This window comes from Saccharopolyspora antimicrobica (assembly GCF_003635025.1).
Taxonomy (GTDB): Bacteria; Actinomycetota; Actinomycetes; order Mycobacteriales; family Pseudonocardiaceae; genus Saccharopolyspora; species Saccharopolyspora antimicrobica.
Genome location: NZ_RBXX01000002.1, coordinates 928,559 through 949,657, shown reverse-complemented (window position 1 = coordinate 949,657; position 21,099 = coordinate 928,559). Strand labels below are relative to the sequence as shown.

Sequence of the window (21,099 nt, the reverse complement as noted above, 5' to 3'; positions counted from 1 at the left end):
CGGCAGCGACCTGGGATGTCGGGGTGTTCCGGGTCGCTGCCGGTCATCGTGTACCCAGCTGGTGGACACGAGCGCCATCATGCCCCGGACGTTGCCCACCCGACCCGAGTTGTCGTCTTTTGCTCAGCTGCACGTCTTTTCGGCCGAACCCGCTCACCCGGAGGAGTGGTCGAGCACCTTCATGCTGGAGCCGACCGGGTTACAGGGCGACGGACAGGTGCGGAGCTCCGAGGGCTTCGGCGTGGCGGGTGATGATCAGGTCCGCCAGGTCTTCGTCGTCGGCCATCGGGGTGGCGATCAGGGGGTTCCGGGCTTGGGCGCGGGCTTGGGCGGTGATGCGGTCGGGGAGGAGGCCGGGGGCCAGGAACCAGGAGGCGACCGCGATCCGGCGGGCGCCGCGGGCTCGGAGTTGCTCGATGGCCGCCGGGACCGCTGGTTCGGCCGCCGCCGCGAAGGTCGCCACCGCTCCTGCCCAGGACGTCTTCTCCTGCCAGCGCTCGGCGACGTCGGCGACCAGCTGGTTGGCCGGGGCGTGCGAGGAGCCCGCGGCGGCCAGCAGGACGCCGAGTTCCGGGTCCTCGGGATCCGCTCCGGCTTCGAGCAGGCGTCGCCAGGCCGCGGCGTCCAGGCGCGGGTCCGGGCCCAGGACGTCGGACACGCGGACCTGGAGGCGCGGGTAGCGGCGCTGGGCCTCGGCCACGGCCGCCGGGACGTCCACGCGGGCGTGGAACGCGCGGCCGAGCAGGAGCGGGACGACCACTGCCGTGTCGTGGCCGTCGCCGTGCACCGCGCTGAGCACGTCGCCCAGGCGCGGTGCCGACAGGTCCAGGAACGCCACGCGCACGTCGAGGTCCGGGCGCTTCGCGCGCACCACGTCCAGCAGGGCGTGGATGGTCGCGGCCGAGCGCGGGTCGCGGCTGCCGTGGGCGACGGCCACCAGCGGTGCGGTCATCGCGCCGCGAACGGTGCCAGCGGCACCCCGATCAGGCCGGCGGCCAGCGTGGTGCCGTCGGCGGGGTCGATCACCAGGAAGGAGCCGGTGCGGCGGCTGGCCGCGTAGGTGTCCACCGGCAGCGGTTCCGAGGTGCGCAGCTGCACCCGGCCGATCTCGTTGAGCTGCAGCGAATCCGGAGCGTCCACGCTGGACAGACGCTGCTCGTCGAAGCGGGCCGACAGCTCGGTGACGATCGCCTGCGCGGTGCGCGTGCCGTGCTTGACCAGCACCTTCGCGCCCGGCTTCAGCGGTTTCTCCGCCAGCCAGCACACCGTGGCGTCGAGCTCGTCGGTGAGCTCCGGAGCGGTGTCGGCGGCGGCGATCAGGTCGCCGCGCGAGATGTCGACGTCGTCGGCCAGCAGCAGGGTGATCGAGTGGCCGGCGGCGGCGCGCGGCTTCGGGCCGTTCGGGGTGTCCACCTTGGACACCCGCGTGCGCACCCCGGCGGGCAGCACGACGACCTCGTCGCCCTCGGCGACGACGCCCGCCGCCACCTGGCCCGCGTAGCCCCGGTAGTCCGGGTGCTCGGCGGTGCGCGGGCGGATCACGTACTGCACCGGAAGCCGGAACGGCGCGTCGTGCGGGTCCGGCGCGACCGGCACGCGCTCCAGGTGCTCCAGCAGCGACGGGCCCTCGTACCACGGCGTGTTCGCCGAGTGCTCCACCACGTTGTCGCCGAGCAGCGCCGACACCGGGATGGTCACCACGGCGTCGTCCTGGTAGCCCAGCGCGCGGGCGTGCTCGGCGAACTCGGTGGCGATGCGGGTGAACACCGCCTCGTCGAAGTCGACCATGTCGATCTTGTTCACCGCCAGCACCAGCTGCGGCACGCCCAGCAGCGCCAGCACCGCCGCGTGCCGCCGGGTCTGCTCGACGACGCCGTTGCGCGCGTCCACCAGCAGCACCGCCAGCTGCGCGGTCGAAGCGCCGGTGACGGTGTTCCGGGTGTACTGGACGTGGCCGGGCGTGTCGGCCAGCACGAAGGAGCGCTTCGGGGTGGCGAAGTAGCGGTAGGCCACGTCGATGGTGATGCCCTGCTCGCGCTCCGCGCGCAGCCCGTCGACCAGCAGCGACAGGTCCGGCGTGGCCAGGCCGCGGTCGGCGCTGGCGCGGTGCACGGCGTCGAGCTGGTCGGCCAGCACCGACTTGGTGTCGTGCAGCAGCCGCCCGACCAGGGTGCTCTTGCCGTCGTCTACGGAGCCGGCGGTGGCCAGCCGGAGCAGGTCGGTCTGCACCGGCAGGGTCACCTCGGTGCCGCTGTCCGGCGCGGTGCGGGTCGTGGTCTCGGTCATTCGGGAACCCATTCCTGTTTCCGGGGCGTGATCGGTGGTCGTCGGCGGAGCGACATGACCGCTCACGACATCAGAGCCCGTCCTTGAGCGTGGTTTGGTCTTTGTCTTTGAAACGCCGGAGGTGTTTAGCCCACCTACGGCGCTTGCACCGCCGCGGGTTCTCAGCGTTCGCCTGGCGAGGACGGCCCGACTGCCGTGTATTGGCATACATAAGGTCGGGCACCCGCAGTCCAGGCGGGCGCTGAGGTTCCGCTACCGGCACCGCTACGCAAAATGAGTCCACACCCTTCTTGTCAGAAGTAGCCCTCGCGCTTGCGGTCTTCCATCGCCGCTTCCGAGATCCGGTCGTCCGCGCGGGTCGCGCCGCGCTCGGTGAGGCGGCTGGCCGCGACCTCGGCGATCACGTCGTCCACTGTGTACGCCTCGGACTCCACCGCGCCGGTGCAGGAACCGTCGCCGACCGTGCGGTACCGGACCGTCTTGAGCGCGGGCACCTCGCCCTCGCGCGGCCCGCCCCACGGGCCGGAGGTCAGCCACATGCCGTCGCGCTGGTACACCTCGCGGCGGTGCGCGTAGTAGATGTCCGGGAGCTCGATCTTCTCCCGCTGGATGTAGCGCCAGATGTCCAGCTCGGTCCAGTTCGACAGCGGGAACACCCGCACGTGCTCGCCCGGGCGGTGCCTGCCGTTGTAGAGGTTCCACAGCTCGGGGCGCTGGCGTCGCGGGTCCCACTGGCCGAACGCGTTGCGCAGGCTGAAGATCCGCTCCTTCGCACGCGCCCGCTCCTCGTCGCGGCGACCGCCGCCGAAGACCGCGTCGAACCTGTTGTCGCCGATCGCGTCCAGCAGCGGCGTGGTCTGCAGCGGGTTGCGGGTGCCGTCCGGGCGCTCCTGCAGCCGGCCGTCGTCGAGGTAGTCCTGCACCGAGGCGACCACCAGGCGCAGGTCGTGCCGCTCGGCGATCTCGTCGCGGAACGCCAGCACCTCCGGGAAGTTGTGCCCGGTGTCGACGTGCAGCAGCGGGAACGGCACCGGCGCCGGCCGGAAGGCCTTGAGCGCCAGGTGCACCAGCACCGTCGAGTCCTTGCCCCCGGAGAACAGGATCACCGGCCGGTCGAACTCCCCGGCGACCTCGCGGAAGATGTGGATCGCCTCGGACTCCAGCGCGTCCAGGTTGTCCACCTGCGGCGGCGCGTCACCCGGCAATTCGACCTCGGCATCGATCGCGGTCATGTCCCCTCCCAGGGTTCTGGGGCTGCGTTGTCCTTGTCTTTGAAGCGGCGAAGCCGCTTAGCCCACCCTCGGCGCTCGCACCGCCGCGGGTTCTCAGCGTCCGCCTGGCGAGGACGGCCCGGCTGCCGTGTATTGGCATACATAAAGCCGGGCACCCGCAGTCCAGGCGGGCGCTGAGGTTCCGCTACCGGCACCGCTGCGCAAAACGAGTCGGGATACATGTTTTTCAGCCGTGCAGTCCGCACTCGGTCTTGGCGCTGCCCGCCCAGCGACCGCTGCGGGGGTCGGCGCCCGGCGCGGGCTTGGCCGTGCACGGCTGGCAGCCGATCGACGGATAACCGGCGCCCACCAGCGGGTTCACCAGCACGCCGTGCTCGTCGATGTAGCGCTGCATGTCCTCGTCGGACCAGGCCGCCAGCGGGTTGATCTTGACCAGCCCGTTGCGCTCGTCCCAGGTGACGACCGGGGTGTTCGCGCGCGTCGGCGCCTCCACCCGCCGCACGCCGGTCACCCACGCCTCGTAGCGGGCCAGGGTGTTGCGCAGCGGCACCACCTTGCGCAGGAAGCAGCAGCGGTTCGGGTCCCGCTCGTGCAGCCGCGGGCCCTCGGCAGCGTCCTGCTCGGCGACGGTCCGCTCCGGGAGCGCGTCGACGATCGTGACGTCGTAGACCTGCGCCACGGCGTCGCGGGTGCCGATGGTCTCGGCGAAGTGGTAGCCGGTCTCCAGGAACAGGACGTCCACGCCGGGCTTGGCCTTGGCGGCCAGGTCGACCAGCACCGCGTCCTGCATGTTCGAGGCGACGATCAGGCTGTCGCCGAAGTTCTCCGCGGCCCAGCGCAGCGCCTCTTCCGCGCTGGCCTCGGCCAGGTCGGAAGCCTCGACCAGAGCGCGCAGCTCGTCGTCGCCGCGCCGGGTGCCGATGTTCGTGGTGGTGTCGGCAGTCATCGTCGTTCGTTCCCTCCCAGGGCAAGCCCGATGAGCCGCACCGCGAAGACCCGCTGGCACGACTGGCACTTCCACGCCCCGGCCGGTTCGGCCTCGGGCGTCAGGTCCTCGTCTCCGCAGTACGGGCAGTAGAACGGCGTCGCCCGGCTCACTTGAGGTCGTCCTCGTCGGCCCTGGCGACCCACTGCGCGAAGCGCTCGCCGTCGCCGCGCTGCGCCAGGTAGTTCCTGACCAGGCGTTCCACGTAGTCGCCGAGCGCGGCCGAGGTGACCTTGTGGCCGCGGATCTTGCGGCCGAACCCGGCGTCGACGCCGAGCCCGCCGCCCAGGTGCACCTGGAATCCCTCCACCTGGTTGCCGTCGCCGTCGGGCACCAGCTGGCCCTTCAGACCGATGTCGGCGACCTGGGTGCGGGCGCAGGCGTTCGGGCAGCCGTTGAGGTTGATCGTCACCGGGTCGGCGATGTCGCCCTGGATGTCGGCCAGCCGCTTCTCCAGGTCGTGGACCAGGGCGATCGCCCGCTCCTTGGTCTCCACGATGGCCAGCTTGCAGAACTCGATGCCGGTGCAGGCGATCACGTTGCGCCGCCACGGCGACGGATCGGCCTGCAGCCCCAGCTCGCCGAGATCCGCGACCAGTCCGTCCACTTCGGACTGAGCGACGTCCAGCACGAGCAGGTTCTGCTCCACGGTGGTGCGCACCCGCCGCGACCCGACGCGCTCGGCGGCCTTGGCCACCTCCACCAGCGTCGAACCGCTGACCCGCCCGGCCTGCGACTTCGCGCCGACGTAGAAGTTGCCGTCGGCCTGCGGGTGCACCCCGATGTGGTCGCGGTACCCGGTCGGCGTCTCCGGCGCCGGGCCGTCGATCAGCTTGCGGCCCAGGTACTCGTCCTCCAGCACCTGCCGGAACTTCTCCGGACCCCAGTCGCTGACCAGGAACTTCAGCCGCGCCCGGTGCCGCAGCCGCCGGTAGCCGTAGTCGCGGAAGATCTCCACCACCGCGCGCCACACCTCGGCGGCCTCGCTCAGCGGAACCCAGGCGCCCAGCCGCACGGCCAGCTTCGGGTTGGTGGACAGGCCGCCGCCGACCCACAGGTCGAAACCGGGGCCGTGCTCCGGGTGCACCACGCCGACCAGCGAGATGTCGTTGATCTCCGGCACGGTGTCCCAGCGCGGCGAACCGCTGATGGCGGTCTTGAACTTGCGCGGCAGGTTCGACAGCGACCGGTCGCCGATGTACTTCTCGGCGATCTCGGCGATCGCCGGGGTGGCGTCGACGATCTCGTCGGCGGCGATCCCGGCCACCGGCGAGCCGAGCACCACGCGCGGGCAGTCGCCGCAGGCCTCGGTGGTGGACAGCCCGACGCTCTCCAGCTTCTGCCAGATCGTCGGCACGTCCTCCACCCGCACCCAGTGCAGCTGGATGTTCTGCCGGTCGGTGATGTCGGCGGTGTCGCGCGCGTAGGTCTGCGAGATCTCACCGATGGTGCGCAGCTGCTCGGTGGTCAGCGCCCCGCCGTCGACGCGCACCCGCAGCATGAAGTAGCGGTCGTCGAGCTCCTCGGGCTCGATCGTGCCGGTGCGCGCGCCCGGGATGCCCGGTGCGCGCTGGGTGTACAGGCCCCACCACCGGAACCTGCCGCGCAGGTCCGCCGGGTCGATCGAGTCGAAACCGCCGTGGGCGTAGATCGTCTCGATGCGCTGCCGGACGTTGAGCGGGTTGTCGTCCTTCTTGGAGCGCTCGTTGGGATTCAGCGGTTCGCGGTAGCCGAGCGCCCACTGGCCCTCACCGCGGGTCTTGCGCTTGCGGGCGGGCCGGGTGGCAGCTTCCGTCGGGGGGACCATGTCCGACCTCCGGGATTCGGGCGCGGCGGCGCCGCGTGTCATCCCCGTCGGTGACGGATCGCACTGCCCGGCGCCCCGGCGCCGACTGGACAGTGCAGCAGCGCGGGATCAATCCATGGCGCGGCAGAGCGCGCTGGAGACCCGCCGCAGGTCCACGTAGCGGCGGGCGACCAGCAGAAGCCTCGGCAATGTTGCGCCCATGTGAAGGAGCGTGCCACGCGCCCACCGGCCGGTCCAGGGCCATCCGAATGGTGAGACAGTGGTGCTGTGCCTGCTCAACTGCCCACCGGCGAACCCGCTCCGGCCGACGGAACCCTGCCGCCCGAGGCCCTGACCGGACTCGGTTCGCGGCCCTTCGGGGTGTACGTCCACGTGCCGTTCTGCGCGACCCGCTGCGGGTATTGCGACTTCAACACCTACACCGCCGATGAGCTGGGTTCATCGGCGAGTTTCGGCAGCTGGCTGGACGGTTTGCGGGCCGAGCTGGAGCTGGGCGCGCGGGTCCTGTCGGCGGAGGGCGCGCTGGTGCCCGCGGCGCAGACGGTGTTCGTCGGCGGAGGCACCCCGTCGCTGCTCGGCGCGCAGCGCCTCGGCGAGGTCCTGGATGCGATCCGCGACACCTTCGGGCTGGCGGATGCGGCGGAAGTCACCACCGAGTCCAACCCGGAGTCGACCTCGCCGGAGTTCTTCGCCACCATCCGCTCCGCCGGTTACACGCGTGTTTCGCTCGGCATGCAGTCGGCCGCCGAGCACGTGCTGCGGATCCTGGAGCGCCGGCACACGCCGGGACGCGCGGTGGCGGCGGCCCGCGAGGCGCGCGCGGCCGGCTTCGAGCACGTCAACCTCGACCTGATCTACGGCACTCCGGGGGAGACCGACGACGACCTGCGCCGCTCGCTGGAGGCGGTGCTGAGCACCGGCGTGGACCACGTCTCGGCGTACGCGCTGATCGTGGAGGACGGCACCGCGATGGCCCGCAAGGTTCGCCGCGGCGAACTGCCGATGCCCGACGACGACGTGCTCGCCGACCGCTACGAGCTCATCGACCGGACGCTCGCCGAGATCGGCTTGAGCTGGTACGAGGTCTCCAACTGGGCGAGCGACGACGCGGCGGCCTGCAGGCACAACCTCGGCTACTGGCAGGGCGGCGACTGGTGGGGCGCCGGACCGGGCGCGCACAGCCACGTCGGCGGAGTCCGCTGGTGGAACGTCAAGCACCCGGCCCGCTACGCGGCCCTGCTGGCGCAAGGCGACTCCCCGGCGGCGGGCCGCGAGCGGCTGAGCGCCGAGGACCAGCGCATCGAGCGGATCATGCTGGAACTCCGCGTGGCAGAAGGACTTCCGGTGACGGCCCTCGACGAATCCGGAACCCTCGCGGCCAAGCAAGCGGTGGCCGACGGCCTCCTGGACCGGGAAGCGCTGGCGCGAGGCCGCTGCGTGCTCACCGACCGGGGCCGCCTGCTCGCCGACGGAGTGGTCCAGCGCCTCATCGCGTGACGGACCGCACGCCCAGGTCGAGGACCCGGGCGTGCAGGACCGTTCGCTGGTGGAGGGCCGCCCGGAGGGCCCGGTGCAGGCCGTCCTCCAGGAACAGCTCGCCGCGCCAGGCGACCACGTGCGGGAACAGGTCGCCGAAGAAGGTCGAGTCCGGGCTCAGCAGGCGATCCAGGTGCAGGACCTTGGTCGTGGTGACCAGTTCCTCCATCCGCACCGGCCGCGGCGGCACCGCGGCCCAGTCCCGCAGGGACATCCGGAGCTCCGGATACGGCCGGCCCTCGCGGACGTCCTTGAAGATCACGTGCTGGTACCTCCTGGCGAACGGCAGGCTCATCGCCCGGGACCGCCAGGCGCTCGGCCATCCGGCAGGCTACCCGTGCCGACCTGCGGCGCTCGGTCCTGGGCGGACAACACCGTAAACTCGTCGGTGTGACCCGGGCCGGGCCTGGGCGCATCGGGCTGGGCAGGTGCTGCTGCTGGTGCAGGAGGAGGTGGCGCGGGGTGAACGCGGATGAACGCCGGTTCGAGGTCCTGCGGGCGATCGTCGCGGACTACGTCTCGACCAAGGAGCCGGTCGGGTCGAAGGCGCTCGTCGACCGCCACAACCTCGGCGTGTCCAGCGCAACGGTCCGCAACGACATGGCGGCGCTGGAGGAGGACGGGTTCATCGTCCAGCCGCACACCAGCGCCGGACGGGTGCCCACCGACAAGGGCTACCGCTTGTTCGTCGACCGGCTGCACGACATCAAGCCGCTGACCAGCGCCGAACGCCGCGCCATCCACACCTTCCTGGAAGGCGCGCTGGACCTCGACGACGTGATGCGGCGCAGCGTGCGGCTGCTGGCCCAGCTCACCCACCAGGTCGCCGTCGTCCAGTACCCGACGCTGACCCGCTCCACCGTGCGGCACGTCGAAGTCGTCACCATCACCCCGGCCCGCCTGATGCTGGTGCTGATCACCAACACCGGGCGCGTCGACCAGCGGATGGTCGACCTGGGCGACGTCATCACCGACGACGACGTGGCGCGGCTGCGCAACGTGCTCAACTCCACGATGGCGGAGAAGCGGCTCGCCGACGCCTCCGCGGCGGTGGCCGAGCTGCCCGAGCAGGCACCCGCGGAGCTGCGCGACGCGCTGGTGCGGGTGTGCAGCGTGCTCATCGACTCGCTGGTGGAGCACCCGGAGGAGCGGATGGTGCTCGGCGGCACCCCGAACCTCACCGCCAACGTCGCCGACTTCCCCAACTCGCTGCGCCAGGTGATGGAGGCGCTGGAGGAACAGGTGGTGGTGCTCAAGCTGCTCGCCGCCTCCCGTGACTCCGGCACCGTCCGGGTCAGCATCGGGATGGAGAACGAGGCCAAGGAGATGCAGACGACCTCGGTGATTTCGACCGGTTACGGTTCAGATGGCATGGTGCTGGGGGGCCTCGGTGTCGTCGGGCCGACCCGGATGGACTATCCGGGCACGATGGCGGCGGTGCGGGCGGTCGCCCGGTACGTGGGTGAGATCCTGGTCGGTCGGTGACGCTTCACCAGCCGGACCGGCGTGTACTCGTTGATCGAGCAGAGGAAGTACGGAGAAGGTGGCCAGGGACTACTACGCGACTCTCGGCGTGTCCAGGGACGCGACGCCCGAGCAGATCAAGCGGGCGTACCGCAAGCTCGCGAGGGAATTGCACCCGGACGTCAACCCCGACGAGGCCGCGCAGGAGCGGTTCAGCGAGGTGACCACCGCCTACGAGGTGCTGTCCGACCCGAAGAAGCGGCAGGTCGTCGACCTCGGCGGTGACCCGCTGGGCAACGGCGGCGGCGCCGGCGGCGGGATGGGCGATCCGTTCGCCGGTTTCGGCGGGCTCGGCGACATCATGGACGCCTTCTTCGGCGGCGGTGCCGGTGGCGGCGGGCGCGGCCCGCGCAGCAGGGTCCAGCCGGGCTCGGACGCCCTGCTGCGCCTGGAGATGACGCTGGAGGAGTGCGCCAGCGGCGTCAACCGGGACATCACCGTCGACACGGCGGTGCTCTGCGACTCCTGCGACGGCGGCGGCTCGAAGGCCGGCAGCGCGCCCTCGACCTGCGACACCTGCGGTGGCCGCGGCGAGGTGCAGTCGGTGCAGCGGTCGTTCCTCGGCCAGGTCATGACCTCCCGCCCGTGCCCGGTCTGCCGCGGCTTCGGCGAGGTCATCACCGACCCGTGCCAGCAGTGCAGCGGCGACGGCCGGGTCCGCGCGCGCCGCACCATCACCGTCAAGATCCCGGCAGGCGTCGGCGACGGGATGCGGGTCCGGCTGGCGGGCGAGGGCGAGGTCGGGCCCGGTGGCGGCCCGGCGGGCGACCTGTTCGTCGAGGTGGAGGAGCTGCCGCACGAGCGGTTCACCCGCGACGGCGCTGACCTGCACTGCACCGTCGAGCTGCCGATGACCGCGGCCGCGCTGGGCACCGTGCTGACGCTGGAGACCCTCGACGGCGGGCAGGAGGAGCTCACCGTCGAGCCCGGCACGCAGCCCGGCACCGAGCACGTGCTCAGCGGTCGAGGCCTGCCGAAGCTGCGCTCCAACGGCAAGGTCAGCGGGCACGGCGACCTGCACGTGCACCTGGACGTCGTGGTGCCGACCCGGCTCGACGACGCGCAGGCGGACCTGCTGCGCCAGCTCGCCGCGCTGCGCGGTGAGGAGCAGCCGGAGCCGACCGTGACCGCGAACGGCAACGGCAGCAGGCACGGGCTGTTCTCCCGGTTCCGGTCCTTCGGGAACCGCTGACCCCGGATCCGACCCGGCCACCTGGCGGCGCTGCGCCAGGTGGCCCACGAACAAGGACTGACGACGTGTCGGAATCCTCGCTGCCGGTGTTCACCGTCGAGCAGCTGCCCGGCGTCGGCCCGGCCACGCTGGACGGGCCGGAGGGCAAGCACGCGGCCACCGTGCGCCGGCTCCGGGCGGGGGAGCAGCTGCTGCTCTCCGACCGCAGCGGCGGCATGGCCCGCTGCGAGGTGGTGGCCGCGGCCAAGGACTCCCTGCAGCTCGCGGTCGCCGAGACCTGGCGGGAGCCGCAGCCGGCCCTCCGCGTGCGGCTCGCGCAGGCCCTGGTGAAGGGCGATCGCGGCGAGCTGGCGGTGGAGCTGGCGACCGAAGCCGGTGTCGACGCGGTCGTGCCGTGGCGGGCGTCGCGCTGCGTGGCGAAGTGGGACGACGGCCCGCGCGGCGCGAAGGCGCTGGCGCGGTGGCGCAGCACGGCGGAGCAGGCGGCGAAGCAGGCGCGGCGGGCGTGGACGCCGGAGGTGGCCGAGCCGGTGAGCACCAAGCAGCTCGCCGCGCTGGTCGGCGGCGCGGACGCGGCGCTGGTGCTGCACGAGTCGGCGACCGAGCCGCTGGCGTCGGTCGAGCTGCCGGAGTCCGGCGAGCTGGTGCTGGTGGTCGGCCCGGAGGGCGGCATCACCGGTGCGGAGCTCGCGGCGCTGACCGAGGCCGGCGCGCACGTGGTGCGGCTGGGGCCGACGGTCCTGCGCGCGTCCACCGCAGCCGCCGTCGCCCTCGGCGCTCTCGGAGTCCGCACCGACCGCTGGGCGTGAAAAAGGGCGACTGGATCGCCTGGATTGCCCGTTTCGTGTTCGATCGGTGACGATGCACGAAGAAGATCAAGAACTTTTCTCGTTCTCGTAGCGCGAACGGTTGACGGGACGCTACGCTCGGTGGTGAAAGTTGGTTATAGCGGCTCTGCCGCGACCGGTGCCGCACGGGGCATCGGACCCCAGCACTCGTCGGACACCTCCCCCCTCGGTCCGGCGAGAGCTGCGCCGCAAACGGGAATACCCCCAGACCCGGTTGCGGCGCAGCGTGCCGGGTACGACCGCCACCCGGGGCGGGGCCTGCACCCCCAAGAACCTGTCAGCGAAGCTGTCCGCGCCTTATAAGTGGTGGCAGCCGCTTGGCCCACCTCGGCAACGCAACCACCAACAGGCATTTAGTCTTCCGGCATGAGCGACATGGATTCCCTGTTCCTGCGGATCATCGAGCGCGAGGTGCCCGCTGACATCGTGCGGGAGGACGAGCGGGTCATCGCCATCCGCGACATCAACCCGCAGGCCCCCACGCACGTGCTCGTGGTGCCGAAGAAGCGCTACCGCAACGCCGCCGAACTGGCCGTCGCCGACCCGGAGCTGCTCGCCGAGCTGATCACCGTGGCCCGCGAGATCGCCGCGCAGGAGGGCATCGAGGAGTCCGGCTACCGGCTGCTGTTCAACACCAACGAAGACGCCGGGCAGACGATCTTCCACGTGCACCTGCACCTGCTCGGCGGTGAGCCCCTCGGCGGCCTCACCGGCGGCCCGCTCAAAGCCCATTAGTGGTTGCTTTGCTGGGGTGGTCGCCTGGCGGAACCTGACTGCTTCCCTGGACTGCGGGTGCCTCTCCTGATGTATGCCCAATACACGGCGGAGAGGCCGTCCTCGCCAGGAAACCACTCAGAACCCGCCGGTGGTCACCTTGCTGAGGTGGTCCAAGCGGCTGCCGCCGCTTACAAGGCGCGGACGGCTTTCGCCGACAGGCCCTTGGGGCTGAGCATCCCCGCGCAACGCCCCGGTTCGCGCCGGGGTGTTGCGCGATCCACGTCGTCCGCGTGCCGGTGACAGCGGCAATCCGATTGCCGCGTGGACTACCATCGGTGCCAGGCAGAACTGACCGAACGACCGGCGCGGAACGCGCAGAAAGCAGGCCCGAACACACGTGGCCGGTATTGCAGCGGGTGGCGCTGCCGCCCAGTCCGGAGAACCCCCCCAGACGGCAACAGCCCAGACCGCACGGGCGCAGTCCAAGGTGACCGTTCCGGACGACGTCGTGCTGACGTTGGTCGGATCCCGAGACGAGAACCTGCGGGTCGTGGAAGACCTGCTCACCGCCGATGTCCACGTTCGGGGCAACGAGGTGACGCTGTCCGGCGAACCCGCCGAGGTGGCCTTCGCGGAGCGGTTGTTCGCCGAGCTCATCGCGTTGATCGGCAAGGGCAGCCCGCTGACGCCGGACATCGTCCGCCGCAGCGTCGGGATGCTCACCGCGGACCACGAGGAATCGCCGGCCGACGTGCTGAGCCTGGACATCGTGTCGCGGCGGGGCCGGACCATCCGCCCCAAGACGCTGAACCAGAAGCGCTACGTCGACGCCATCGACCACCACACCGTGGTGTTCGGCATCGGCCCGGCGGGCACCGGCAAGACCTACCTGGCGATGGCCAAGGCGGTGCAGGCGCTGCAGGCCAAGCAGGTCAACCGGATCATCCTCACCCGCCCCGCGGTCGAGGCCGGTGAGCGGCTCGGCTTCCTGCCGGGCACGCTCTACGAGAAGATCGACCCGTACCTGCGGCCGCTGTACGACGCGCTGCACGACATGGTCGACCCGGAGTCCGTGCCGCGGCTGACCCAGGCGGGCACCATCGAGATCGCTCCGCTGGCCTACATGCGCGGTCGCACCCTCAACGACGCGTTCATCATCCTCGACGAGGCGCAGAACACCACGCCCGAGCAGATGAAGATGTTCCTGACCCGGCTGGGCTTCGGCTCCAAGATCGTGGTCACCGGTGACGTCACCCAGATCGACCTGCCCGGTGGCCAGCGCAGCGGGCTGAAGGTGGTGCAGGACATCCTGGGCGGTGTCGACGACGTGCACTTCGCGCAGCTGGACAGCCACGACGTGGTGCGGCACCGGCTGGTCACCGACATCGTCAACGCGTACGACCGCTGGCACGCACTGGAAGAAGCCGAGCCGCACGACCGCTCCGGTCGGCGCAACGGGCAGCGACGAGGACGAGCATGAGCATCGAGATCGCCAACGAATCCGGCGTCGCAGTGCCCGAGGCGACGATCGTCTCGGTCGCCCGGTTCGCCCTGGACAAGATGAGCGTCAGCCAGCTCGCCGAGCTGTCCATCGTGCTCGTCGAGCTCGACGTGATGGCCGACCTGCACGAGCGGTGGATGGACCTGCCCGGTCCCACCGACGTGATGTCGTTCCCGATGGACGAGTACGACTCGGCCCGCAGGCCCGACTCGGCCGGTGCCGGCCCGGCGCTGCTGGGCGACATCGTGCTCTGCCCGGCGTTCGCCCGCGACCAGGCCCGCAAGGCCGGGCACAGCCTGCTCGACGAGCTGCACCTGCTCACCGTCCACGGCGTCCTGCACCTCCTCGGCTACGACCACGCCGAGCCGGAGGAGGAGCGGGAGATGTTCGGCCTGCAGAACCGCATCCTGGCCGAGTTCCGCGAGGCCCGGGCCGAGGCGGAGCGCGCGGAGGCGCAGCGCAGCGCCGATGACAAGGTGCTCGGCGCGGTGGGTCTGGACGAGTCGGAGCCGCCGCAGAGCGGCCCGACGCCGGCCGGCTGAGGGAGTCGGCGTTGGGATTGACCGATTCCACGGCGTTCCTGGTCACGGCAGTGCTGCTGGTGCTCGCCGCCGGGGTGTTCGCCGCGTCGGAGGCTGCCATCGCGGTGGCCTCCCGAGCGCGCGTCGACGAGCTGGTGCGGGAGGGCCGGGGCGGGGCCAAGCAGTTCGCGCTGCTGCTCGCCGACCGGCCCCGCCACGTCAACCTGCTCCTGCTGCTGCGGCTGGCCTGCGAGCTCGGCGCCACGGTGCTGGTCACGGTCGTCGCGCTGCGGCTGGCCGACTCCGAGGCCTGGGCGGTGGTGATCGCCGGGCTGATCATGCTGGTGGCCTCGTACGTGCTGGTCGGCGTCGGGCCGCGCACGCTCGGCAGGCAGCACCCCTACGGCATCGGGCTGAAGGTGGCCGCGCCGGTGCGGGTGCTGGCCCGGCTGCTCAACCCGCTGACCAGGCTGCTGATCCTGATCGGCAACATGATCACCCCGGGCAAGGGGTTCCGCGAGGGCCCGTTCTCCACCGAGGTCGAGCTGCGCGAGCTGGTCGACCTGGCCGGGGAGCGCGGCGTGGTGGCGGCCGGCGAGCGGGAGATGATCCACTCGGTCTTCGAGCTCGGTGACACGCTGGCCCGCGAGGTCATGGTGCCGCGCACCGAGATCATCTGGATCGAGCAGACCAAGTCCGCCCGGCAGGCGCTGGCGCTGTGCCTGCGCTCCGGGTTCTCCCGGGTGCCGGTGATCGGCGAGAGCGTCGACGACATCGTCGGCGTGGTCACCGTCAAGGACCTCACCCGCACGGTGCTGACCGCCCGCGACGAGGCCGGCCCGCCGGTGTCGGAGCTGATGCGCCCGGCGAGCTTCGTGCCGGACACCAAGCGGGTGGACGAGCTGCTCCGCGAGATGCAGCTGTCCCGCAGCCACCTGGCCATCGCCGTCGACGAGTACGGCGGCACCGCCGGGCTGCTGACCATCGAGGACATCATCGAGGAGATCGTCGGCGAGATCACCGACGAATCCGACCTGGAGGAGCACCGCCCGGTCGAGAAGCTCGACGACGGCACGGTCCGGGTCAGCTCGCGGCTGCCGGTGGAGGACCTCGGCGAGCTGTTCGGCGTCGAGCTGGACGACTCCGACGTGGAGACCGTCGGCGGCCTGCTGGCGCAGCGCCTCGGCCGGGTTCCGCTGCCGGGGGCCGAGACGGAGATCGCCGGGCTGAAGCTGCGCGCCGAGGGCGGCAAGGACCACCGCGGCCGGATCCGCATCAACGCACTGCTGGTCCGCCCCGCCAACACCGACCAAGCACCGCTTCGCGGTGCTGACCAGGAGGGAAGCAACACCCGTGGCTGAGCACGTGGAGGCGGCGGCGCCGCAGCAGATCGACCCCGAGGACGCCAAGATCGTCACGCTGGCGAGGGCCTCGCGCGCCCGCAACGGCGCCGCCGAGGGCGCGGCGGTCCGCGACACCGATGGCAGGACCTACGCGGCCACCACGATCGCCCTCCCGTCGCTGCGCCTTACGGCGCTGCAGGCGGCGGTGGCCGCAGCGGTCTCCAGCGGCGCCGAGGGCCTGGAAGCGGCGGCGGTCGTCACCGACGCGGATTCGGTCGACGCGGACTCCGCGGCGGCGGTCCGCGACCTCACGTCCACGGCGCCGATCCTGCGCGCCGACGCCCGAGGCGACGTCGTCGGAGTCCTCTCCAACTGACCCGACACACCCGGGTGCGTGGGGACTCGCGCAATTTCAATGGAAATCGGACATGCGATTTCCATTGAAGTTGCACGTCCCGTCGGCGCGCCGGGCACCCGACACGCCGACGGTGCGTCGGATTCCGCGCGATTTCAATGGAAATCAGACGTCTGATTTCCATTGAAATCGCGGATTCCGGACGGCCGGGGCTCCGGGGTCCTGAGCAGGACCGGCTGCGCGGTGGTGCGAACGGTGCCCGGTGCGCCGGGGCGCGGGCGGAGAGGTCACAATGGGTCGGTGACCAGCTCTGATGTGCACCGCTCCGGATTCGCCTGCTTCGTCGGCCGCCCCAACGCCGGGAAGTCGACGCTGACGAACCGCCTGGTCGGCTCCAAGGTGGCGATCACCTCCAGCAAGCCGCAGACCACCAGGCACGCCATCCGCGGCATCGTGCACCGCCCGGACGCGCAGCTGATCATCGTCGACACCCCCGGCCTGCACCGCCCGCGCACCCTGCTCGGCAAGCGGCTCAACGACCTGGTCTACGAGACCTGGTCCGAGGTCGACGTGGTCGGGTTCTGCGTGCCCGCCGACCAGAAGGTCGGCCCGGGCGACCGGTTCATCGCCGAGCAGCTGAAGAAGGTCTCCCGCCGCACCCCGGTGCTGGGCGTGGTCACCAAGACCGACCTGGTGCCCAAGGAACAGGTGGCCCAGCAGCTGCTCGACCTGCAGCAGGTGATGGACTTCGCGGACCTGGTGCCGGTGTCGGCGAAGGACTCCTACCAGGTCGACGTGCTCTCCGACCTGCTCGTGCAGCAGCTCCCGGAGGGCCCGCAGCTGTACCCGGACGGCGAGCTGACCGACGAGCCGGAGACCACCCTCATCGCCGAGCTGATCCGCGAGGCCGCGCTGGAGGGCGTGCGCGACGAGCTGCCGCACTCGCTGGCGGTGACCATCGAGGAGATGATCCCGCGCGAGGACCGCGACGACCTGATCGACGTGCACGCGATCGTCTACGTCGAGCGCTCCAGCCAGAAGTCGATCGTCATCGGCAAGGGCGGCGAGCGGCTGCGCCAGGTCGGCACCCAGGCGCGCAAGCACATCCAGGCGCTGCTCGGCAGCAAGATCTACCTCGACCTGCACGTCAAGGTGGCCAAGGACTGGCAGCGCGATCCGCGGCAGCTGCGCAAACTGGGGTTCTGATCACACATCGGCGACGGTTTGGCGGGAACTGACTCGCGATCGCTCGCGTCTCAGGTACGTTGCTGCCGGTCTTTGCGCTCAGCCGCAAGGCGGCTCTCGTGGAACTCTTTAAGGAATTGACGTGACGAATCCCTATGGCGGCCCGCCTTCGGGTCCCAACCCGCAGCAGCCGTACGGCCAGCAGCCCGGCGGATACGGCCCGCCCTCGGGACCGATCCCCCAGCAGCCCTACGGTCAGCCCGCGCCCTACGGCCAGCCCGGTTACGGTGCCGCGCCGCCGAACAACAACATCGGCTGGGGCATCGGCTCGATCTTCCTCTGCTGGCCGTTCGCGATCCCGTCGCTGATCAAGGCCACCTCGGTGCAGAACCTGTGGGCCCAGGGCCAGTACCCGCAGGCCCAGGAGGCCGCGGACGAGGCCAAGAAGTGGGGCAAGATCGGCATCATCGTCGGTGCCTGCGGTTGGGCCCTGCTCATCCTGTTCTACGTGGTGGTGTTCGTCATCCTCGCCGCCACGGCGAGCAGCTACAGCAGCTACTGATCCACACCCATGCCGTTGCGCGCGGTCGCCCCGCTCGCAACGGCATGGTCGTACGAGGGGGAGAGAACGTGAGCGAGCCGTCCGGGCCGGAACCGGTACCGCCGCAGGAGCCGGCCAACCTGCCCGCGCCGATGCCGCCGCCGTCCTCGTACGGGGCGCAGTTCGGCGTGGCGCCGATGCCGCTGAACAACAACCTGGGCTGGGCCATCGCGAGCCTGCTCATCTGCTGGCCGTTCGGCATCCCGTCGCTGATCAAGGCGTTGCAGGTCAGCTCGCTGTGGTACCAGGGCCAGCACCCGCAGGCCCAGGCGGCCGCGGACGAGGCAAAGAAGTGGGGCAAGATCGGCGTCATCGTCGGGGCCTGCGGCTACGGCGCGATGGTCCTGCTGATGGTGCTCTACTTCGTCTTCATCTTCTTGATCATCGGTGCCAGCATGACCGCCGTGACGCAGCAATGACGGCTCCACCGCACGCGGTTCGCCTGCGCGCCATGCTGTTCCCGGCGGCCACGGTGCTGGTGGCCGGCGTCGGCGCGGCGGTGGTGCTGGCCGCGGATCCGACCTCCGACGCCGGCTTCCCGCTGCCGCCCTGCCCGGTCAAGCTGCTGACCGGGCTGGACTGCCCGGGCTGCGGCGTGACGCGCATGATCTACAGCCTGCTCCACGGCGACGTGCTCACCGCGCTGCACTACAACGCGGCGGCGATGCTGTTCATCCCGTTCTTCCTGTGGACCTGGGGTGCCTGGGTGCTGGGCCGCTGGCGCGGCCGCCGGGTGGTCACCTGGGAGCAGTGGCGCTGGGCGCCGCACGTGGGACTGGTCCTGATCGCCATCTGGTCGGTGATCAGGAACCTCCCCTTCCCGCCGTTCGACGCGCTCTACGTCTAGCTCTCGAACCCCTCCTGCAGCGCCGGGCCGAGCACACCGGTGGCGGCGAGGATCACGAAGGTGATCAGCAGAGCCCACGCCGCGAACAGCGACCAGCCGACGATGATGCCGGTCAGCGCCATGCTGCGGTTGGTGTAGGCCTGCTGGTCCCGGTTGATCTCGCGCAGCGACACGTGCCCGAGGATCGCGCCGACCGGTCCGATGAGCAACGCGCCGTAGCAGGTGAAGATCGCTGCCAGCGAGACGCACATGGAGGCGATCGCCATGCCGTTGTTCCGCGGCATCGGCGGATAACCCGCGCCGTACGGCTGCGGGGTCTGGTAGTAGGAGTTGTTCGGGTCGTACGGGTAGGTCATCCGTTCCTCTTCAGCTCGTCCGGTTCGCGAATGGGACGTTCGGGAACACGAACCGGATCCCCGCGTCCTTCGCCTTGCCCGCGAGGCGCCCGCACGGAGGTGCGACGATGGGGGTGTGAGCCTCTACCGGGATACCGCGGTCGTGCTGCGGGTGCAGAAGCTGGGTGAGGCGGATCGGATCATAACCCTGCTGACCCGCCGCTACGGCAAGGTGCGGGCGGTGGCCAAGGGCGTGCGCCGGACAACCTCGCGGTTCGGCGCCCGCGTCGAGCCGTTCTGCCACGTCGACGTGCAGCTCTACACCGGCCGCACGCTCGACGTGATCACCCAGGTGCAGACCGTGGACGCCTTCGGCCTGCACATCGTCGACGACTACCAGCGCTACACCTCGGCCTGCGCCGTCCTGGAGACGGTGGACCGGTTGGCCGCCGAGGAGGGCGAACCGGTGCTGAGGCTCTACCTGCTGGCCATCGGCGCGCTGCGGGCGCTGGCCGGCCGCGAGCGCGACTCCTCGCAGGTGCTCGACGCGTTCCTGCTGCGCGCGATGTCGTTCGCCGGGTGGGCCCCGGCGCTGTCGGAGTGCGCGCGGTGCGGTGAGTCCGGGCCGCACGCGGCGTTCAACGTGCAGGCCGGTGGCGCGGTGTGCGTGCGCTGCCGCCCGGCCGGTTCGGTGCGGCCGTCCGCGCACACGCTGCCGCTGATGGAGGCGCTGCTGCAAGGTGACTGGGCGAGCGCGGAGCGGGCGGAGCAGTCGGCCCGCCGCGAGGGCAGCGGGTTGATCGCCGCGCACCTGCAGTGGCACATGGAGCGCCAGCTGCGCTCGTTGCCGCTGGTCGAGCGGACCGTCCCCGAGCTGATCCGGGAGCGTGCGGCGGAAGCCGCGCTGGTCGGCACCGCCGAGGACGGGCGCTGAACTGTTGATCGACGCGTGCGGGGACAATGAGGTCCGCACGCTCAGCAGTCCGAAGAGGAGAAGCCAGTTATGTTGCGACGCCGTGGGCGGGGCAAGGACGACCCGAGCGTTCGGGCACCCGACCCGCACGCCTCGGGGGAGAAGCCGCCGGCGCTGCCCGCCGAGTTCGTGCCCAACCACGTCGCGGTCGTGATGGACGGCAACGGCCGGTGGGCCAACGAGCGCGGCCTGCCCCGCATCGAGGGGCACAAGCGCGGCGAGGCCGTCGTGCTGGAGCTGGCCCGCGGGGCGATCGAGCTCGGCGTCAAGTGGCTGTCGCTGTACGCCTTCTCCACCGAGAACTGGAAGCGCAGCCCGGACGAGGTGCGGTTCCTGATGGGCTTCAACCGCGACGTGATCGCCCGGCGCGTTGACGAGCTCGACGAGATGGGCGTGCGGGTGCGCTGGGCCGGGCGCAAGCCGAAGCTGTGGCGCAGCGTGGTCAACCAGCTGCAGGACGCCGAAGAGCGCACGAAGAACAACGAGGTCATGAATCTGACCATGTGCGTCAACTACGGTGGGCGGGCCGAGGTCGGCGACGCGGCGCGGGAGATCGCGCGGCTGGCCGCGGCGGGGAAGATCAATCCGGAACGGGTCGACGAGCGCACCATCGCGAAGTACCTGTACCAGCCGGACATGCCGGACGTGGACCTGTTCATCCGGCCCTCCGGGGAGCGGCGGACGTCGAACTTCATGCTCTGGCAGTCCGCCTACGCGGAGTTCGTCTTCCAGGACACGCTGTTCCCCGACGTGGACCGACGGCACCTGTGGCAGGCGTGCGAGGAGTACGCGCGCCGCGACCGGCGGTTCGGCGGGGCCATCGACCGGGCGGCGAACGCCGAATCCGCCCAGGAGGGCAATTGATGACCCAGGAGGCTGCTACCACGGCGCGGTTGATGACCGCGGCGAAGGAAGCACTGGAGACCTACCACGACGTGCACGTCGACGACGACGGCGCGCTGACCTTCCGGCACTCCGAGGTGCCGTGCGCGGTGCAGGCGATGCAGCTCGCCGAGGGGCTGACCGTGCTGAGCCTGACCTGCGTGGTCGCCTGGGACCTCCCGGCGACCGACGAGCTCGCCCAGTCGGTCGCGGAGCGGGCCGGGCAGGGGCTGTTCGGCACGCTGGGCGTGGTCCGCACCGAGCGGGGCATGGACGTGACGCTGCGCTACGCCTTCCCGGCGGAGGGCATGGCACCGGCGCCGCTGGGCACGCTGCTGATGCTCGTGGTCGCCACGGCGTCCCAGCTGCGCACGGAGCTCTTGGCCGAGCCCGAGGGCACCGCGTCCCCGTAGTCGCGACGCGATTTCA

The 21,099-nt window shown here is 71.1% G+C and carries 25 protein-coding genes; 16 read left to right on the top strand and 9 right to left on the bottom strand.

The features are described 5' to 3' along the window. Window positions 1–199: 199 nt before the first annotated feature. The 7 genes from ATL45_RS05115 to ATL45_RS40150 all read right to left on the bottom strand — a co-directional run bounded on the left by ATL45_RS05115 (window position 200) and on the right by ATL45_RS40150 (window position 6,511). Window positions 200–952, bottom strand: a complete 753-nt coding sequence (locus ATL45_RS05115; RefSeq protein WP_093152172.1) for a sirohydrochlorin chelatase — start codon at window positions 950–952, stop codon at window positions 200–202. Then, on the bottom strand, window positions 949–2,286 hold the full coding sequence (locus tag ATL45_RS05110; protein ID WP_246025174.1) for a sulfate adenylyltransferase subunit 1: 1,338 nt from the start codon (window positions 2,284–2,286) through the stop codon (window positions 949–951). The genes ATL45_RS05115 and ATL45_RS05110 overlap by 4 nt, the downstream gene beginning before the upstream one ends. Window positions 2,287–2,579: 293 nt before the next feature. Next, complete coding sequence (gene cysD, locus ATL45_RS05105) at window positions 2,580–3,518, bottom strand: sulfate adenylyltransferase subunit CysD (protein WP_093152170.1); 939 nt, start codon at window positions 3,516–3,518, stop codon at window positions 2,580–2,582. A gap of 226 nt (window positions 3,519–3,744) precedes the next feature. After that, complete coding sequence (locus ATL45_RS05100; protein WP_093152167.1) at window positions 3,745–4,464, bottom strand: phosphoadenylyl-sulfate reductase; 720 nt, start codon at window positions 4,462–4,464, stop codon at window positions 3,745–3,747. Beyond that, window positions 4,461–4,616, bottom strand: a complete 156-nt coding sequence (locus tag ATL45_RS38725) for a hypothetical protein (RefSeq protein WP_170210164.1) — start codon at window positions 4,614–4,616, stop codon at window positions 4,461–4,463. The genes ATL45_RS05100 and ATL45_RS38725 overlap by 4 nt, the downstream gene beginning before the upstream one ends. Next, entirely contained in the window at window positions 4,613–6,310 is a 1,698-nt protein-coding gene (locus ATL45_RS05095) for a nitrite/sulfite reductase (protein WP_093152165.1), read from the bottom strand. Before ATL45_RS05095 ends, ATL45_RS38725 begins: the two co-directional genes overlap by 4 nt. A 108-nt stretch (window positions 6,311–6,418) precedes the next feature. After that, window positions 6,419–6,511 carry a putative leader peptide gene (locus tag ATL45_RS40150; protein WP_342775243.1) on the bottom strand — a complete coding sequence of 31 codons (93 nt, stop codon included), beginning with the start codon at window positions 6,509–6,511 and terminating at the stop codon, window positions 6,419–6,421. 66 nt (window positions 6,512–6,577) lie between these two features. Here ATL45_RS40150 and hemW point away from each other — a divergent pair, with 66 nt between their 5' ends. Beyond that, window positions 6,578–7,807: a radical SAM family heme chaperone HemW gene (gene hemW, locus ATL45_RS05090; protein ID WP_093152162.1), complete on the top strand. Its 1,230-nt coding sequence runs from the start codon at window positions 6,578–6,580 to the stop codon at window positions 7,805–7,807. Here the strand turns inward: hemW and ATL45_RS05085 are convergent. After that, window positions 7,797–8,141, bottom strand: coding sequence for a type II toxin-antitoxin system VapB family antitoxin (locus tag ATL45_RS05085; RefSeq protein ID WP_246025173.1), 345 nt, complete (start codon window positions 8,139–8,141; stop codon window positions 7,797–7,799). The two genes, hemW and ATL45_RS05085, sit on opposite strands and share 11 nt — an antisense overlap. Window positions 8,142–8,308: 167 nt before the next feature. On the opposite strand from ATL45_RS05085, the gene hrcA reads away from it, so the two are divergent. The 12 genes from hrcA to ATL45_RS05025 all read left to right on the top strand — a co-directional run bounded on the left by hrcA (window position 8,309) and on the right by ATL45_RS05025 (window position 18,480). Further along, entirely contained in the window at window positions 8,309–9,331 is a 1,023-nt protein-coding gene (gene hrcA / locus ATL45_RS05080) for a heat-inducible transcriptional repressor HrcA (protein WP_093152160.1), read from the top strand. Between the two features lie 58 nt (window positions 9,332–9,389). Then, complete coding sequence (gene dnaJ, locus ATL45_RS05075) at window positions 9,390–10,562, top strand: molecular chaperone DnaJ (RefSeq protein ID WP_093152157.1); 1,173 nt, start codon at window positions 9,390–9,392, stop codon at window positions 10,560–10,562. 65 nt (window positions 10,563–10,627) lie between these two features. Next, window positions 10,628–11,371, top strand: coding sequence for a 16S rRNA (uracil(1498)-N(3))-methyltransferase (locus tag ATL45_RS05070; RefSeq protein WP_093152154.1), 744 nt, complete (start codon window positions 10,628–10,630; stop codon window positions 11,369–11,371). Between the two features lie 405 nt (window positions 11,372–11,776). Next, on the top strand, window positions 11,777–12,145 hold the full coding sequence (locus tag ATL45_RS05065; protein WP_093152152.1) for a histidine triad nucleotide-binding protein: 369 nt from the start codon (window positions 11,777–11,779) through the stop codon (window positions 12,143–12,145). Window positions 12,146–12,524: 379 nt separating this feature from the next. Then, a complete protein-coding gene (locus ATL45_RS05060; RefSeq protein ID WP_093152149.1) occupies window positions 12,525–13,607 on the top strand; it encodes a PhoH family protein in 1,083 nt (360 codons plus the stop codon). After that, window positions 13,604–14,170, top strand: a complete 567-nt coding sequence (gene ybeY / locus ATL45_RS05055; RefSeq protein ID WP_093152147.1) for an rRNA maturation RNase YbeY — start codon at window positions 13,604–13,606, stop codon at window positions 14,168–14,170. Before ATL45_RS05060 ends, ybeY begins: the two co-directional genes overlap by 4 nt. Window positions 14,171–14,187: 17 nt before the next feature. Continuing rightward, window positions 14,188–15,510: a hemolysin family protein gene (locus tag ATL45_RS05050; RefSeq protein ID WP_093152144.1), complete on the top strand. Its 1,323-nt coding sequence runs from the start codon at window positions 14,188–14,190 to the stop codon at window positions 15,508–15,510. Beyond that, entirely contained in the window at window positions 15,503–15,868 is a 366-nt protein-coding gene (locus tag ATL45_RS05045; RefSeq protein WP_093152142.1) for a cytidine deaminase-like protein, read from the top strand. Before ATL45_RS05050 ends, ATL45_RS05045 begins: the two co-directional genes overlap by 8 nt. Window positions 15,869–16,147: 279 nt before the next feature. After that, the gene (era, locus tag ATL45_RS05040; protein ID WP_093152139.1) at window positions 16,148–17,053 is read left to right on the top strand and encodes a GTPase Era; all 906 of its coding nucleotides are present in this window, start codon (window positions 16,148–16,150) and stop codon (window positions 17,051–17,053) included. A 121-nt stretch (window positions 17,054–17,174) separates the two neighbouring features. After that, the gene (locus tag ATL45_RS05035) at window positions 17,175–17,594 is read left to right on the top strand and encodes a CD225/dispanin family protein (RefSeq protein WP_093152136.1); all 420 of its coding nucleotides are present in this window, start codon (window positions 17,175–17,177) and stop codon (window positions 17,592–17,594) included. Window positions 17,595–17,662: 68 nt separating this feature from the next. Next, window positions 17,663–18,052 carry a CD225/dispanin family protein gene (locus ATL45_RS05030; protein WP_246025172.1) on the top strand — a complete coding sequence of 130 codons (390 nt, stop codon included), beginning with the start codon at window positions 17,663–17,665 and terminating at the stop codon, window positions 18,050–18,052. Then, window positions 18,049–18,480, top strand: a complete 432-nt coding sequence (locus ATL45_RS05025) for a DUF2752 domain-containing protein (protein WP_093152131.1) — start codon at window positions 18,049–18,051, stop codon at window positions 18,478–18,480. Before ATL45_RS05030 ends, ATL45_RS05025 begins: the two co-directional genes overlap by 4 nt. On the opposite strand, the gene ATL45_RS05020 is transcribed toward ATL45_RS05025, so the two are convergent. Then, window positions 18,477–18,836 (bottom strand): DUF4190 domain-containing protein, encoded by a 360-nt coding sequence (locus ATL45_RS05020; RefSeq protein WP_093152128.1) that lies wholly within the window; start codon window positions 18,834–18,836, stop codon window positions 18,477–18,479. The genes ATL45_RS05025 and ATL45_RS05020 overlap by 4 nt on opposite strands. 115 nt (window positions 18,837–18,951) lie before the next feature. Between ATL45_RS05020 and recO the strand changes: the two genes are divergently transcribed. The 3 genes from recO (at window position 18,952) to ATL45_RS05005 (ending at window position 21,083) form a co-directional block, all read left to right on the top strand. Further along, entirely contained in the window at window positions 18,952–19,749 is a 798-nt protein-coding gene (gene recO / locus ATL45_RS05015) for a DNA repair protein RecO (protein WP_093152126.1), read from the top strand. 69 nt (window positions 19,750–19,818) lie between these two features. Then, window positions 19,819–20,652, top strand: a complete 834-nt coding sequence (locus ATL45_RS05010; protein WP_093152123.1) for an isoprenyl transferase — start codon at window positions 19,819–19,821, stop codon at window positions 20,650–20,652. Then, window positions 20,652–21,083, top strand: a complete 432-nt coding sequence (locus ATL45_RS05005; RefSeq protein ID WP_093152120.1) for a hypothetical protein — start codon at window positions 20,652–20,654, stop codon at window positions 21,081–21,083. Before ATL45_RS05010 ends, ATL45_RS05005 begins: the two co-directional genes overlap by 1 nt. Window positions 21,084–21,099 lie beyond the last annotated feature (16 nt).